Raw genomic sequence first — 14,902 nt, forward strand, 5'->3', positions numbered from 1 at the left:
CGGCGCGAGTTTGGATGTAATTAAGCAGTACATTGAAAATCAAAACACACCGCCAAGTGAAAGAGCCGTAAAAACTTCACGCGCTTTAAGTCAGAAAAAAGACTAGTTACCTCTTGCTTGACTCGCCTTTGAAAGGGTGAGATTGCGCAAGCCTAATGTTCAATTTTGGGTATGGTATCCACCCTTTTCCTTGCTCAATCTGTTTCCAAATAGCTAAAGGCCTAAATGGTGCTGCTCCGATACCATCCAAAGACCACCGAAAAGATAAAAGCACGGCATGTACTTCACTAAAGTAGTAATTAAGGTTCTGAGGGTTTAGTAAGGCTTCTGTATACATTTCTAAAAAAAGCTTTCTTTATTTTAGGGGGTAGAGTTACATCGTTTTGAATACACTGAACACCTTCATGCTCAGCTTCTCTACCCTGCTCTACTAAAGATTTGAAACGCTCTGAATGAGAAATGCTTTCTTGTGTTAGCTGGCAGGCGTACCTTACAATTTTATCTAAATGCTTAGGCTTTAAAGTATTCGGTTGCAAAGCAACACGATTGTACCCTACAGTATCAAACGCCCGAGCGTGGAGCGCTCGCTCATGTTAGAGCTAATTCTAAATAGCCAATCTCTTAGCCTTAATGTATTTTCTACACCAAGCACTTCCCAACGTTTCAACTTTGCAAGGTTAGTAGCTGTTTTATCTTGCTTTGAAACGATAGTACAAATAGAACACCCGTAGCGTGCTTTGCCATTGCAACCTGCCCCACCACTTTGACCTGTAGCAATTTCGCAAGTCTCACTTGTACCATTACCGTATATCTCGATTAAAAGACCAAAGTTTGATAAGAAACCTGGTATGTCATAGCAAGATCTTTGTAGTGGTTTTGAACCAGCCAAGCTGAGCAAAAGAAATACATCATCAGTCTCCCAGTCACGAATTGGAGCATAATTGTAGACTTTTGAGTTTCCAATAGACTGTGATGTCATTGAGTTCATTAAATCTTCTGCAGACTTACCTTTTAGATTGTGTCGCTCCATATTCTTTGACCTACGCGAAGACTCTTTTTCCCTAGAACCTAAGCAAGAAATAATTGGTGAACTGGCATAATAGCCATACTTCTTTGAGTGCCTAATAGACTCTACAAGAGAGTTAACAAAGTGTTCGTTTGGGTTAACCTTTAAAATTACTGAGCAATCACCGGAGCGAGTTGGTGTTGCTGGAATTTTCTGGCCACCAACGTACCTAATGAAGAATTCATTGTTCAATGAAGGTTGGACTAATTTAAACTGAATATTGATACCTACAGACTTAGCATATTCAAGCATTCTCTTACTGGCATAGTTAACAAACATTTGCATAGGTATCGCTTCTGCTTTTGTATTAACTGTCGATACGATCAATGGGCGTTCTGGTTCAATGGTTTTTGCTGCAATAGCTTGACGTTAAGCCTCCATCACAATTAGCAGTGTAACTGTCGAGTCTTTCCCAAACGAACATAAAGAAGTAATTATTGCTCGCTCATTTTCAATTAGAGCTCTTATATCAGCTACAGATGAAGAAAAGGCTTGAGCAACTAATTTCTCTCTACTTACTTGGTTAACTGTTCCAACAACAACGCTATCAATGATGTCTATTGGATTAACTTTGAAAACACTCACTTCACACTCCAACTTAAATTTTGTAACTATGGTCACATAGGATATAGAACGTGCTTTGATTGAAATGATAACTAAATATTCTCCACGATTATTTTTAAAAAAAAGTCATACAGAACAATAACTAAAATATATTTACACTTAATTATTCAAGGTGAATTCGCCAAAATATAAACTCGAAAAATCATAAAGCCAACCTCAATCAATTATAAAAAACCTTAAATATTCGCCAGCCACAAAAAAACAAAAAAAACCATACTATCAAATAGTTACATAATGCTAACTCAAATTATTCAGGGTGAATTCGCCACTTATTCGAGGTTAATTATTTCAAAAGTGCGCGTTATGGAATCGGACTTACTATGGTCTTAATCGAAACGTGAACTACCCAGCGACATCGATTCACTCTGATCACAGGGCTTCTACAGTCTAGCTTAACAGCTAGGCAGCTTCTTTTTTCTCAGATCCAAAATCCAACTTCGATAATTCAAAGACTTTCGTTTTAACAGATTGTTTCTGCTGAGATGCGGGTGTTACCCTTGCGACGATTCCAGCCGCAATTATATCTAATTCACCTGTACTAGCTATGCTTTTAGCTGCAGCTAGATCGCGGCTTTGATACGCTCCGCAAGCCGCACAAGTAAAACGCCTATCATTCAATGTTAAAACATGGCGTTGCCCGCACTCCGAACAAATTCCAGTGGATTTTTCAAAACGACCTATTTCATGATAGAGCTTGCCTTCTAGCTCAGCTTTGTACTTTGAAAGCTGAGTGATCAAACCCATCACGTTATCTGCAACCATACTACCATTGAACTTTTGCATCGCTTTTACGTTTAAATCTTCGAACACTAAAATATCATTTTCATTGGTTATCTGTCGTGAAGTTTTGTGCGCAAAGTCCAGCCTTTGCCTTGAGATTTTACCGTGTAATTTATTGATGCGTTGTTTTGTTTTTTGCCAGCGATTTGAACCTTTGGTTCGACGTGCAAGCTGGCGTTACAATTGATTTAACTTCTCTATTGCTTGCTTTAAAAACTTCGGGTTGTCGGCCACGAAACCGTTCGAACCAACCACCGTTTGCTTTGAGTTGATGTCAAAGCCAGTGATAGTTTCCAAAACTTGTTTAGCCGTTTTGCATTCCACTTCCTGAGTGATACTGCATTCCCATTTTCCGTGACGATATTGAACAGTGACGGTCTTAATTTTGCTCACTAGCTCACGATGCAGAACGATTGGCACTTTGCCGACCTTCGGAATACTGATAGCGCCATTTTCGATTCGAATGCAATTGGAATTATTGACGGCTCGAAACGAGTCGTTGTGAAGTTTTTTCTTTTTGTATGAGACTTTATGCTTTGGAAAGCGCTGCAAACGAACCTTTGAAAAAGCATTCTTAACAGCAGTTTCTAAATCGCGAGCAACCTGCTGAGCCGCTGCTGAATCAAAAGATTTAATCCACGCAAACTCTTCGAAAGGCTTTAATTCCTTAAGAAGCGAGGCCATTTCTTTGTAAAACAAGAACGTCTTATCGTACTCATATCGACGCATATTTTCAGACAACAACAGATTCCAAATGCCACGCGCTGTCGCACCAAACTCAATAAGCTTAGCTTCTTGCTCTGGCGTAGGATTTAGCCTGTAGTTGTATCTGAGCGTCTTTTTCATATACTGTATAGACTACTGTATAAGGTCGAGTTGTCAAGTTGGAATATGAAACTAAATCTCACTGCAAATATATAATTGCACTTCATTTAATTCTGGTAGTTAAGTACAGAAAACCTTTACTAAACGGAAATCTGGGTGAGTTTGTTAAGAAAACGGTTTTCGATGTTTCTCTATCTTCTGACTTCAGGATCGAAGAGATTGAAATAGACAAAGATCACATTCATATGCTGATTACAATCGGCACTCGATATTCTGTAGGCCAGTACGCAAGGAGGATTAAACAAGGGACAACTACTAAAATCTGGAAATCATTTCCTTACCTCAAAAACCAATTTTGGAAAGAGAAAACATTTTGGTCTGATGGATACTTTGTGTGTTCTGTAGGAAATGCTAGTGCAGAGATAATACGAAAATATATTCAAGAGAAGGGGTGACACCGATTCATCCCCGCGACATCACTTCGCTCTGATCACGGGGTTTTCTCGGTGAATTTTCGATAAACTTTATTCGTTAAGGTTGGTATATATCAACCTTAACCCTAGATCAGTATTTTACCAACCTAAGGCTTTATCATGCCTAAAACTAAGTATTTAGAGCTTTGAGTATCCTAAATTCACCTTAATTTGTTGATTAAACAAGCATATCAACCATCGAGTTAGTAAAATTCTGTTTTGTCCAAATCCATGAAAAAAAGTAAAAATCAGTAATTAATCCCCCCTTTTCACTCTATAGCCAAGATTACAATGACATGTATGTCAATTTAAAGAGTAAGTCACAATGTCACTAAAGAAAACAATTACGGCTATTGGTCTATTAGCAACTGTAAGTCTTTTAAGCGTATCTTCAATGGCGAAATCAATTAATCCGAAAGAATTAAAACAAACTCTTTCTCAAAAAGGTGATATCGAAGGTATTCAAGAACTCCCTGTTGAAAACTTAATGCTGGTTAAGACTAAATCAGGACAAACATATTTTGTATCTAAGAATGGCCGCTTTGTATTTCAAGGGCAGTTAATTGATACATGGTTTAGACGAACTATTGATGAATTGAGCGAAGCAAGAAATGCTCACCGTGTCCCTCTTGAAAAAATGGGCGTAAAACTAGATGAGCTTGCAACACTATCATTTGGCAACCAAGACATACCCAAGCAAGCAACAATATTCGTTGACCCTAATTGCGGATACTGCCACGCCCTGTTCAATAAAATTCAGCAATCTCCAGAAAAGTACAATGTCGACTTTGTACTAACAGCGATGCTGGGCAGCCAATCTTTACTTGAGTCTAAACGCCTAAATTGCGCTGTTGATAAATCTAAAGCTGTCATCGACCTTATGAACAAGACAAAACTAGCAACAGAAATGAGAGAAGACTGCGATGCCAAGGCTGTTCAAAAAGCACCTATCGTTATGGGATTGCTTGAGGCTAGAGGGACCCCATTCCTAGTTCGTGAAGATGGTTTAACCTTTAATGGGCTACCAAGCGATTTTGATGCATGGCTTGAGATGGAGTAACTAGCAATGAAACAAATCTTTAAAATCAGCTCAATTCTAGCCATAGCCTCATTATTTTCTGGGTGTTCAGCATTTACGATTGGTGAAGAGGAATTTTCATGTGCAGGTAAACCAGAACTTGGTCTCTGTAAAGGGCCGATGGAGGTTTATGAGTTAACCAACAATCAAGACCACCTTGAGCACATGATGACTGCAGAATATGCAAAAAACGAAGGTGAAAAAAAGTCAAATTCAGAAGGAAACCAAAAAATCATTTACGTTAATAGTGAAGGGGAAGACATCACATACGTATATGAACCAAGAAGTTTGCGAAGACAAAACGCACAGGATTATGACAAAGCCAACATTGTTGGTATCGCTAGCAATGACACAATGTCATATTCGAAACAATCACACGATGAGTTAGATGACTTAAGAACTTTCAATTACGTTCCAAATGATATCGCGCCAGAGCCTCTCGCTGTTCTAGAAGAAGCTAAAGCAATGCGTATTTATGTTGCTGCTTGGGAAGATAAGTCTGGAGATTTGAATATTCCAGGCTTCGTTTATGTTGAATTACAACCAAGACGCTGGGTAACAGGCCATCAAGCTCAAATGCGCCCAAGTCGAGTATTACCATTTCAAACAATAAAGAAAAGCAAAGTAACAAGCCAAAGAAAAGAAACTATGGCCAAAGGTATCGATCCGTTGAGCATTTCTAGACCTCAGCCTGAGGCTAATAAGTAAAATAGGTGTATAGCATGCTGAATAAAATCCAAGAAGCTATCGAAAAGATATTGAATCCAGATATCGAAGAAACCCAGCAGAATTTTGCTGGCCCCCTTTGGCGAAGCACCATTGAAGATCAGCAAAAGCTTCTCGGAGGTAATAAAGCCGCAGAATTAAACTGTGTAATGGAATATATTAAAGAATATCAAATGTTCTTAATGGAAGGGGGATACATTGGATTTGTTATCGCCTGCCAACCAACTAACGGGGTAAACAACGAAATAAGAACAGCCTACGAAGGCTTTCTATCTGATGAGTTTCCTCACAACACATTAATTCAACTAAGCCTAGCTGCTTTACCACGAATAGATGGCTTTCTAAATGGTTACAGGCAACTACGAGGGAAGCGGATTGGTGGTGAAGACGGTGAGCTTGCTGATGCAATGAGCGAATCAGTAATTAATTATTACTCTAAAGCAAGAAAAGAGTCTCTTGATAAAAAATCAGGTATCCGGCCAAGAGATTTTGAACATTGGATCACAGTAAAAATCCCAGTTAAAAACTTTATCCCTTCCGATAAAGAGCTCAAAGAGTTCCTAGAGATAAAAGATAGAACATATTCAATATTCGAAGGGTTAGGCTTAGCCCCATTGATTTTAAATGATGAAGAATGGCTTTCAAGAATGCAGACTTTCTTCAATCACTCACCTAATGCGCTTTGGCGAGATAAAGTAAAAATCAACAAGCTTGTCCCACTTGGTGCGCAAATATTAGAGCAGGGCGGAATAATTAACCGTGATGAATATGGTCTAGAATTTTCATCTTTAGATGAGAAGTCAAATGGATTTGCTTCAGTCATGACCCTCAAGCAAACACCCGATTACTTGAACTACGGTGATATTATAAACCTGCTAGGTGATTGGCGTTTTGGCAAGCGAACGGTTGCTTGGAACCCATATTTAATGACGCTTAACGTACAGTTACCAAGTATTCATTCGGCAAATGAAGAATTTGAGCGCCGTAACAAATGGCTAAAAAAACAAGCAAAAGGAAAAATGCTGGAGTGGGTTTCAACCTTAAAAGACCAGGCACAAGATTATTTTGCAATCGAAGATGAACTGAAAAACTCAAGATTATGTAAAATTAGCCTTGATTTAATAATCCTTGGTGAAAGTAAGAAAGAAACATTCACTGCGACTAGGAAGCTGCAGGCATTCTTCAAACGTAAAGAGTATAAGTTCAACATAGAAACAATTTTGGCGCCTAGCACTTTCTTAAACGCTTTACCTCTTGGACTTGATGATGAATATATAAAATTATCAGACCGGTTTGATGAATGGACGGCAAAAGGGGCTGTATTTTTATTACCACATAGCGCGAGTTGGAAAGGAAACACTTCACGGCCAATTCTAGAGTTTGTCACGCGCTTTGGGCAAATATTCGGTTTAGACATATTTGAAACAGATGGTTCCTTTAATGCACTTATTTGCGCTCGCTCTGGAGCTGGTAAGTCATTTTTCAATAATAAGCTAATCACTTCATATCTAGGCTCTGGTGTTAAAAGCCGGCTTGATGTGGGCAGCGATACTGACGGCGCTCAAGTGTTTGTTATTGACAAAGGCCGCTCATATGAAAACTTAGCAAGCCAGTATAAGAATGCTCAATTCATTGACTTCAATGAGAACATGAAGTTTTCACTTGATCCATTTGCAAATATTGACGACTTTTATGGCAAAGAAGGTCAAGCAGCAATGGTTCATTCCTTGCTGAAAGCAATGGCATCAGAATCAGGTGATTTAAGTGATTATCAATCTACAGAAATGCTTACAGTACTCACTGAGCTTTGGAACCTTAAAGGGAAAAGTTCATCAATCACAGACTTTTCTGAGCTGTGTGAAAAGCACCAAGATGTTGAAATAAAGAGGATAGGGCGCCAACTAAAACCATGGTGTGAAGGCGGAATTTTTGGAGACTTTTTTGGTAAGAAATACCCACCAATAAACTTCAAATCACGATTAATCGTTTGTGAGATGGATGAACTATCCTCGCAACCTCACTTATCACAATGTGTTCTGATGAGCCTTATCAACGCAGCTCAACATGCAATGTTTTTATCAGGCAACAAACAAAGAAAACTTTTCATTCTCGATGAAGCTTGGGAATACCTTAAAGACAAGCCGGGTAAAATCAATTATCTAGCCGAGTTCCTTGAAACTGGTTGGCGTCGATTCAGGAAAACACGTGCAGCTGGCATTTGTATCACACAGAGCTTACTTGATGCTTACCAAAGCCAAGCAGGGATGGCCATTGTTAACAATAGTCCATGGAAGTTTATGTTGGCCCAGGAACCGGAAGCCGTTGATAAACTCAAAGAGTTAAAAGCGTATGATGGTACAGATCAAGACTATGATTTAATGAAAAGCGTTCATACTGATAAGGGCCATTACTCAGAAATCTTAGTGAGATACGGGCAATCGAGGGAAATAGTTAAGCTTTTTGTAGATAAAGAAACTCAACTAGTTTACTCAACAGATCCAGATGACAGGGAGTTAGTAGATAAGTTTAAGTCTCAAGGTTATTCAATTAAAGAAGCTCTAGAGCTTGCAAATAAAGAGAAGGGTAGGGGGTAGTTACCTTTGTACATACACGTATATTGAAATAGTCTTAGCTTGCTCTTTCTGGTTGGACTAACACTGGTTGGACTAACACTGGTTGGACTAATAGATGGTTGGACTAATAGAACTTAATTAAATCTGACAGTCAATTGTGCACTAATTGCTGACCGTGGTACTAAAAAGTTTCTGTCGGATAGACGGCACTTGTTACCAAGTGCCGCCCTCCTAAGAACCGTACGTGCAACTTTCACCGCATACGGCTCAAGCCTCCACTAAGGCAACATAATGTCACCCAGCAATGTCACAAACTTGCTACGACAGGTTGGATCCAAGTATTTCGTCCGTAATTATTGGTCTTCCTATTCCCCAGGTAATCCCGATATTTAGGATCGTACGGGGTTGACGCACTTCGGATCTTAACGTGTCTTTTGATTGGCGTTTTGTTAATTTGAGCAAGAATGAGAACTCGTATTTCATTGTTTATCATTTGATAACCATGAAATAGCCATTGACCATTTAAACCTTGAAAGTATTTACGGCCAACCCACATTCTGCTTCTACGGGTATGACGCCGCCGCGCCCACCGCCATAACGCCCAGAAGATCTGATGACCTACATAGGTAAAGGTTCGCTTTGCCACACAATGGCGATAATAATTCGCCCAACCGTGCAACTTTGGATTCATTAGTTTAATGAGATCTGTCGTTGATACAGTTGCGTGTGCTCTGATAAGTTCACGCATGTTACTTAAGAATGACAGCACGTTGCTCTTGCTTGGTTTAATAAGCAGTTTTCCTTTGTACTTTCGAAGGTTAAACCCTAAAAAGTCAAAGCCGTCATCAATATGGGTAACATGTGTTTTCTCCTCAGATAGAGTTAACCCTCTTTCCTGTAGAAACTTAACTAGTCGCGGTTTAACCTCATTAACGAGCACCTCTTTCGATGAGCCTGTAATAATGAAATCGTCCGCATAGCCAATAAAGTTTATCCTTGAGCCTGTTTGACGCGCGATTGACTTAACCTGCTTTTCCAAGCCCGCTAACGTCAGTAACATCAATGTTGGCGAGATTATTCCACCTTGAGGTGTTCCTTCATCTGTTCTGTAGAATAATCCTTTGTCGATAAACCCGCACCCTAGCCACTGTTTCAACATTCGTGTATCCATTGGAATGTTATCTATCAGCCATTGGTGGCCAATTTTATCGAAACATGCCTTGATGTCACCTTCGAGTACCCACTGCGCTGAGCTTGGTTTACACAAACACTTAAAGCATTGTGCAATGGCATCAGCCGTGCTGCGATTCGGTCGAAACCCGTAGCTATTTGGGTCGGCAATGGTTTCAGATATTGGTTCCAAGGCTAGAAGATGTAACGCTTGTTGCGCACGGTCTATCATGCACGGAATGCCTAATGGTCTGAATTTGCCGTTTTTCTTAGGGATATAGATGCGTCTGAGCGGTTTGGCTTTATAGCCTTTTCTGCTCAGTTGGTTAACTGCCGCAAGCTTTTGTGCATCAGAGTTCCAAATGACGCCATCAACACCGGCTGTTCGTTTACCTTTGTTTTGTGATACTCGTCTGACAGCAAGTAACTTTGCTGACTTCGAGTGAGTCAGTATCCATTGCAGCGCTTTCGCTTTGCCTTGTTTACCTTCTCGAATTGCCTTTGCAATGCGCATTTGAAGCTTTAACACATGTTGCTCAATAGCCGTCCAATTGATGGATTGCCATTCGCTTTTGTCTGAAGAGGCACTAACTTCAAGCGAAGTCATCATTTGCGTTTCCTCATGAATAAAGTTCTTCAAATCATCTTGCAACGGGAGACCAGTTGGAAGTGGGCTCACTTTCGTGCCAGAAACAATTCTGTATCTACATCATTACAATGCAGCATTGGCTTTTTCCAACCTCCTTTACCTGCACAACTATCGGCAATCTTCACAGATAGCTTTCCCATAGGGAGAAATACAGGCTTACCTTGTTCCGTATGTCGCGCAATATCAGGTTAGATGCCCACTATAGTGCGGAGAGCATGTCGATCACGAAAGAGCACTGTCCAATCTCTTTCCTACTCCCATTGCCGTTTGGCCACAGCGTATAAAACCACTTCCGCTGCTTCTCGTATAACGCACCTTACATGGATTCACATACGTTCATCATACTGATTCCCTAGCACTTACCCAATTGTGGTTATCAGGAAGAAACGCCTCTCACGATTTGTTTCCCGCCAAATTGGCTTTGTTACATTGTTTGGCTCGCTGCTTTATTCAGAACCATAGGGTCATCTGGTGATACAGATGGTTCACTCTTATCGCGGTGAACAGCGCTTCATACGACTTCAAGTCGCACGGACAGAAACACGTTAGAGTATTTATTCGGTAACGCCGCATTAAGGTGTGAGCGACGCTTGGCTATACTCGAGCGAAGCGAAAACGCCAAGCGTTGCGAATCACTCTTAAATGCTTTGTTAGCTGCGTTTTGAAACTGGCAAAACTTCTGCCGTTTCTGTATCGAGCATTTCTAAAACACTCTCAAAGCCATGTTTTGGCAACCAGCCTAACTTGTTCTGCGCTAACGATGAGTCATATACACGATCCAAAGTTTCGGGTAATTGCCACCCTCTTTGTCTAAAGGCAGAAGCTATCTCCGGACACCTTTGTGCGAGAACTGAGCTTGCATCGTTATACAAAGCTTCGCAATCCAAAGGGTTAAAAGGTGTTGCACCCGAGATGATAAACCGATTAAAACCACTTAAACGTTTTTCTACTGCACATAAATGAGCATTTGCTACATCACGAGCATCGATACCACGAGTTAAGCGAAACACAGCCATTAAGTCCGCGGGCTCTGGAAAACACCTAGACATTTGTAACACTGTCACCGGAAGATTGAACAGATTTGAAATTTCTTTAAGTTTGATTTCAGCTGCAATTTTGCTTTTGTGATAAATCGATTTCGGTTGAGGAATAGTTTGCTCGTTCACCCAGCCAGTAACACCTTTAGGTGTTGAAGCATAACCGTACAACGCTGTTGTACTGGTAAAAATGAAATGCTTGACGCCTGCTTTTATACCGGCCAAAGCCAGTTTCTCGGTTGCGTCTACGTTGATAGATTGAAACTCTGAATCAGGCAATAAGCCAACATGAGGAGCATGAAGGGCTGCTGTATGAATAATTACGTCGATATTTTCAAGAGCTTCATTGAGCAGCGCACTATCACGAATATCACAAATGTAATCAGCCGTTGAACAAGGTGTTTTATCAAAGCCAACTACGTCATGTGTTCGCATTAACTTGATATAGATTGCACGCCCCACTCTACCCGCTGAGCCTGTTACCAATATTCTCATTTACTACACCTTACTAATTATTGACTTCAAAGCAGCTAACGCCCCACTTATGGGCACAAATACGCAGGCTATAATACGTAGCGAAGCGAAGGGAGCCTGCGTATTTGTGTCCCAACGAGCGCCAGCGAGTGACTACAGTGGTTTGTTAGAAGACGATGTTTCTACTACCTTTGGTTGCTCAAAAGCTAAAACCGAAACACACTCGTTTAAACCAATAATTAGGTATTCCCTCGGATGATATAGCTTACCCGTAATGAAGTGTTCTCTAGTGTTTTCCAGTGCATTCCAGCCACCGTCGATTACTTCAAAACACCAACCAGTTTTTAAGTTACATTCACTCCAAAACTCGCCTAAATCACCTTCATCAAGCACTCTAAAACCATAAATAGCATCGAAATGAACTTTTATACTCCAACTCTTCGATTTAACAGCAATGTTTAAGCATTCTATGTCGAATGTAATTCTGTGAATGTCTACTGTAGAGTCTGATTCGAAATCAGTCTCTACTTTTACAACCTTAGGCTCATAAATCACCGCTAGTCTTCTAACATTTTAGTATTTATGCGACACGCAGTTTGTGTTGCATAATCGCTTGTTGGACTGAGGCGCTATCTGCTCGGTATGTCAGAGTTGGTGCTATTTATGCTATGGGAATTTGCTTTTTAGAGGCTCTAGCTAAATCAGCTAGTTTAATAAGCTTACCTATTATAATTTAAGCTTTCCCTGCATTGCTCAGCGTTTATTATCTATTTATTAAACCGAATGTTTAACCGTTAAGCAAGGATGTTTTTCTTACGCGCAGCCGCGACTAGCCTGAACAGTTAAGCAGGTTAACTCATTGATTTGATGCAGCAAGCAAGGCTACTAACTCGTTCGCGCTATTTTATTTGTCGCCATGTCTGAATTCATCACGCCAATAAATCGTAAGATACCCACTTTACATGACTGGCAAGGCCAATACGTTATTAGTCGTTCTTGCTCACCTTCGGCTTCACCGCTTTGAATGGGGTTGCTGATGCTTGAGCCTTTATTAACCCTAACTTTCGCTTACGGCACGCATTAGCTAAAAAGCCATAGTGGCGAATACGCATAAACCCTTTCGGCAATACATGTTGTAAGTAGCGCCGTAAAAAATCATCACAACTCAGTGTCATGACTTTATCGCGGTTGTTATCTGCATAGTCGCGATATTTAAAGCTCACTGACTGCTCATTCGCTGACACGAACCGCGATTCTGACATCACGCCTTTTCGGGTGTAACGCGCAAGGTAGCTCACGAGCTTTTCACTGTACGTTAAACAGGCTTTGCTATACACACACCACTTTGTTGGGGTGTATATCTTCGCGAATGAACTATCGCATTCATTGAGTTCCGCTAGCATTTTACCCCTAAAGACTGTTGATAACGCTTTTACGGGGTATAAATAGCCTTTTTCTATTTCATGCCAGTGCGCTTTATTTAGCGCCCCTGCGGGTATCAAACAATGCAAGTGGATATGCTGACTTAAGTTATGCCCCCACGTATGCAGTACGCTTGTCATGCCTAACTGACCATGCTTTTTCCGTTTCGCAAATTTACTTAGCGTTTGCCATGTCGCTTTAAATAAACACTGATATAACGCATTTGGGTTATAGTGAGCAATGATATTCAACTCATGAGGGAGCGTAAAAACAAGATGAAAATACCGACACGGTAATAAATCTTCCTGCTGTTTTTGCACCCATTTAGCCGTGGCCATGCCTTGGCAACGCGGGCAATGACGGTCTTGACAACTACACCCAATTTTTTGCGACTCCCCACAGTTATCACATTGCCATGCTTGATAACCGAGCTGACCTGTTCTACATGATTGCAGGTGCTGACAGACTCGCAGTTGTTGATAGCTCATCGTATGATGCTGCCGATAATGCTCAAGATTTGAATTTAAAATATCAGCGAAATGCAAAGCGCTCATTGTTTAGCCCAACCTGCAAGCAGATCAATGCCGCCATGACCTAACTCTGGTAACCAATGTAAATAACTTTGTGTGGTTTTAATATCACTATGCCCAAGCTGATGTTGCAGTTGATGAAGTGGCATACCTGATTCAAGTTGGTGTGTTGCATAAGCATGGCGTAGTGCATGTGGATTACAGTGTTTTAAACCACAACGCTTGTGCGTGTTTTCTCAATGGCTTCCTAAAGGTCGATGCTGACATCGGTTTATCCATTAACAATCGCGAGTAAAACATCCAACCCGTTGGGTGATACATTTTCCAGTAACAACGTAATTGATTTAGTACGCTATCTGAAACTACAACATAACGTGATTTATCCCCTTTACCTTGTTCAATCAATATGGTTTTTCGCTGTCCATCAATGTTTTGCACTTTAATATGTAGCAGCTCACCAATGCGTAAGCCACAGCCATAGCAAACTACTATTAACGTTTTTAATCGCATATCCGTACAGCTTTCTATCAGTCTTCGCATATCATCACGCGACAAATAGGTGGGTGCGTGCGACTTTGCTTTTGGCAGTGCAATATCTAAATTCAATGGCCGGTGTAAAATATGTTTAAACAAGAACCAAATGCTGTTTATCTGTACTTTTTGGCTTGATCTAGAAAGTTTGCGAATGGCAGGATCGTTAAAAAAGATATTCAACTCATCATCTGTGACTAAGTCGAGCGGTTTATTAAAGTAATGACTGAGTTTTAGTAAATGTTCACTGTAGCTTTTACATGTACTTTGCGAATAACCTCGATAGGCTATTTCAGTTTTGACTTGTTCAATGAGTGTATTCATGACTTACCTCCAAGTTATGGGATAACCCCAAGGTAAGTGTGGCTCAAATGATAAGAATAGGATCTCCGCGTAGCGGCTTAGTTCAACAGCTTATTAGTGAGACCTTGCAAGGTATGCTACCTTGTAAGGTAGGAGATTACCTATGTATAGACAAACTAATAAAGCTTCAAAAAATTATTTTAAATCATACACTAATCGAAAACTTGATATAGAACAAGAAAGCTTTGTAGAGCCACAAAACATTCCTGAACTAAGAAGAATAATCGAAATCACCGATAACGATAGTGGTGAACCCATTACTCATAAACTTGAACAGTATAAAACTGATCGGATCGATTGTTATAAAGTTTTAGTCGACGGGAAGCTTTGGGAAAAGCGTATTGGTTGGAGCAACATCTTGGCAAGAATTAGAAAAGCCCTCCCTAGATTAGCTAGGGAGTGAGTGTCCGTACTTCGCCCAAAGCCACCATCAGAGCATTCACGTTAACTCGTTTTGGGGCGTGCGACGTGAAGTCGTATGAAGCGCTGTTCACCGCTTAATGAGTGAACCATCTGTATCACCAGATGATCCTAGGAGCCTGAATAAAGTAGCGGCTCTGACAATGTAACGAAGGTTGGTA

Annotated in this window: 12 protein-coding genes and 2 pseudogenes; 5 read left to right on the plus strand and 9 right to left on the minus strand. The window is 40.5% G+C overall.

Annotated elements, in window-relative coordinates; genetic code table 11:
- Positions 1-553: 553 nt before the first annotated feature.
- From ABMY41_RS19555 to ABMY41_RS19565, 3 genes and pseudogenes are all read right to left on the minus strand, one after another.
- Positions 554-1,393 carry a hypothetical protein gene (locus ABMY41_RS19555; RefSeq protein WP_167330987.1) on the minus strand — a complete coding sequence of 280 codons (840 nt, stop codon included), beginning with the start codon at positions 1,391-1,393 and terminating at the stop codon, positions 554-556.
- A 42-nt stretch (positions 1,394-1,435) separates the two neighbouring features.
- A complete protein-coding gene (locus tag ABMY41_RS19560; protein WP_036973973.1) occupies positions 1,436-1,651 on the minus strand; it encodes a hypothetical protein in 216 nt (71 codons plus the stop codon).
- Between the two features lie 438 nt (positions 1,652-2,089).
- A pseudogene (locus tag ABMY41_RS19565) lies at positions 2,090-3,316 on the minus strand (transposase).
- 38 nt (positions 3,317-3,354) lie between these two features.
- Between ABMY41_RS19565 and tnpA the strand changes: the two are divergent.
- The 4 genes from tnpA to ABMY41_RS19585 all read left to right on the plus strand — a co-directional run bounded on the left by tnpA (position 3,355) and on the right by ABMY41_RS19585 (position 8,166).
- On the plus strand, positions 3,355-3,750 hold the full coding sequence (gene tnpA / locus ABMY41_RS19570) for an IS200/IS605 family transposase (protein ID WP_235378277.1): 396 nt from the start codon (positions 3,355-3,357) through the stop codon (positions 3,748-3,750).
- Positions 3,751-4,093: 343 nt separating this feature from the next.
- Positions 4,094-4,828, plus strand: coding sequence for a DsbC family protein (locus ABMY41_RS19575; RefSeq protein WP_036973974.1), 735 nt, complete (start codon positions 4,094-4,096; stop codon positions 4,826-4,828).
- A 6-nt stretch (positions 4,829-4,834) separates the two neighbouring features.
- The gene (locus ABMY41_RS19580; protein ID WP_051501974.1) at positions 4,835-5,554 is read left to right on the plus strand and encodes a TraV family lipoprotein; all 720 of its coding nucleotides are present in this window, start codon (positions 4,835-4,837) and stop codon (positions 5,552-5,554) included.
- Between the two features lie 14 nt (positions 5,555-5,568).
- Positions 5,569-8,166, plus strand: a complete 2,598-nt coding sequence (locus tag ABMY41_RS19585) for a TraC family protein (RefSeq protein WP_235374261.1) — start codon at positions 5,569-5,571, stop codon at positions 8,164-8,166.
- A gap of 286 nt (positions 8,167-8,452) precedes the next feature.
- Here the strand turns inward: ABMY41_RS19585 and ltrA are convergent, their stop codons facing one another.
- From ltrA to ABMY41_RS19615, 6 genes and pseudogenes are all read right to left on the minus strand, one after another.
- A complete protein-coding gene (ltrA, locus tag ABMY41_RS19590) occupies positions 8,453-9,925 on the minus strand; it encodes a group II intron reverse transcriptase/maturase (protein WP_138558128.1) in 1,473 nt (490 codons plus the stop codon).
- Positions 9,926-10,614: 689 nt separating this feature from the next.
- Positions 10,615-11,496 carry an NAD(P)-dependent oxidoreductase gene (locus ABMY41_RS19595; RefSeq protein ID WP_235374262.1) on the minus strand — a complete coding sequence of 294 codons (882 nt, stop codon included), beginning with the start codon at positions 11,494-11,496 and terminating at the stop codon, positions 10,615-10,617.
- A gap of 132 nt (positions 11,497-11,628) precedes the next feature.
- Positions 11,629-12,030 carry a hypothetical protein gene (locus ABMY41_RS19600; RefSeq protein ID WP_235374263.1) on the minus strand — a complete coding sequence of 134 codons (402 nt, stop codon included), beginning with the start codon at positions 12,028-12,030 and terminating at the stop codon, positions 11,629-11,631.
- Between the two features lie 431 nt (positions 12,031-12,461).
- Positions 12,462-13,451 carry an IS91 family transposase gene (locus tag ABMY41_RS19605; RefSeq protein ID WP_235374264.1) on the minus strand — a complete coding sequence of 330 codons (990 nt, stop codon included), beginning with the start codon at positions 13,449-13,451 and terminating at the stop codon, positions 12,462-12,464.
- Positions 13,448-13,597: pseudogene (locus ABMY41_RS19610) on the minus strand (tyrosine-type recombinase/integrase); the annotation flags it as partial. The gene ABMY41_RS19605 and the pseudogene ABMY41_RS19610, both read right to left, overlap by 4 nt.
- Before the next feature lie 28 nt (positions 13,598-13,625).
- The gene (locus ABMY41_RS19615) at positions 13,626-14,282 is read right to left on the minus strand and encodes a tyrosine-type recombinase/integrase (RefSeq protein ID WP_235374265.1); all 657 of its coding nucleotides are present in this window, start codon (positions 14,280-14,282) and stop codon (positions 13,626-13,628) included.
- 142 nt (positions 14,283-14,424) lie between these two features.
- Here ABMY41_RS19615 and ABMY41_RS19620 point away from each other — a divergent pair, with 142 nt between their 5' ends.
- A complete protein-coding gene (locus ABMY41_RS19620) occupies positions 14,425-14,724 on the plus strand; it encodes a hypothetical protein (protein WP_075594540.1) in 300 nt (99 codons plus the stop codon).
- Positions 14,725-14,902: the final 178 nt, after the last annotated feature.

It is taken from the genome of Pseudoalteromonas sp. BZA4, assembly GCF_040104395.1.
GTDB lineage: Bacteria > Pseudomonadota > Gammaproteobacteria > Enterobacterales > Alteromonadaceae > Pseudoalteromonas.

What these genes read in the sequence shown, in the direction of transcription:
- ABMY41_RS19575 (WP_036973974.1), top strand. Translation starts at nt 4,094, where the DNA reads ATGTCACTAAAGAAAACAATTACGGCTATTGGTCTATTAGCAACTGTA.
- ABMY41_RS19595 (WP_235374262.1), bottom strand. Translation starts at nt 11,496, where the DNA reads ATGAGAATATTGGTAACAGGCTCAGCGGGTAGAGTGGGGCGTGCAATC.
- ABMY41_RS19580 (WP_051501974.1), top strand. Translation starts at nt 4,835, where the DNA reads ATGAAACAAATCTTTAAAATCAGCTCAATTCTAGCCATAGCCTCATTA.
- ABMY41_RS19615 (WP_235374265.1), bottom strand. Translation starts at nt 14,282, where the DNA reads ATGAATACACTCATTGAACAAGTCAAAACTGAAATAGCCTATCGAGGT.
- ABMY41_RS19585 (WP_235374261.1), top strand. Translation starts at nt 5,569, where the DNA reads ATGCTGAATAAAATCCAAGAAGCTATCGAAAAGATATTGAATCCAGAT.
- ABMY41_RS19620 (WP_075594540.1), top strand. Translation starts at nt 14,425, where the DNA reads ATGTATAGACAAACTAATAAAGCTTCAAAAAATTATTTTAAATCATAC.
- ltrA (WP_138558128.1), bottom strand. Translation starts at nt 9,925, where the DNA reads ATGATGACTTCGCTTGAAGTTAGTGCCTCTTCAGACAAAAGCGAATGG.
- ABMY41_RS19605 (WP_235374264.1), bottom strand. Translation starts at nt 13,451, where the DNA reads ATGAGCGCTTTGCATTTCGCTGATATTTTAAATTCAAATCTTGAGCAT.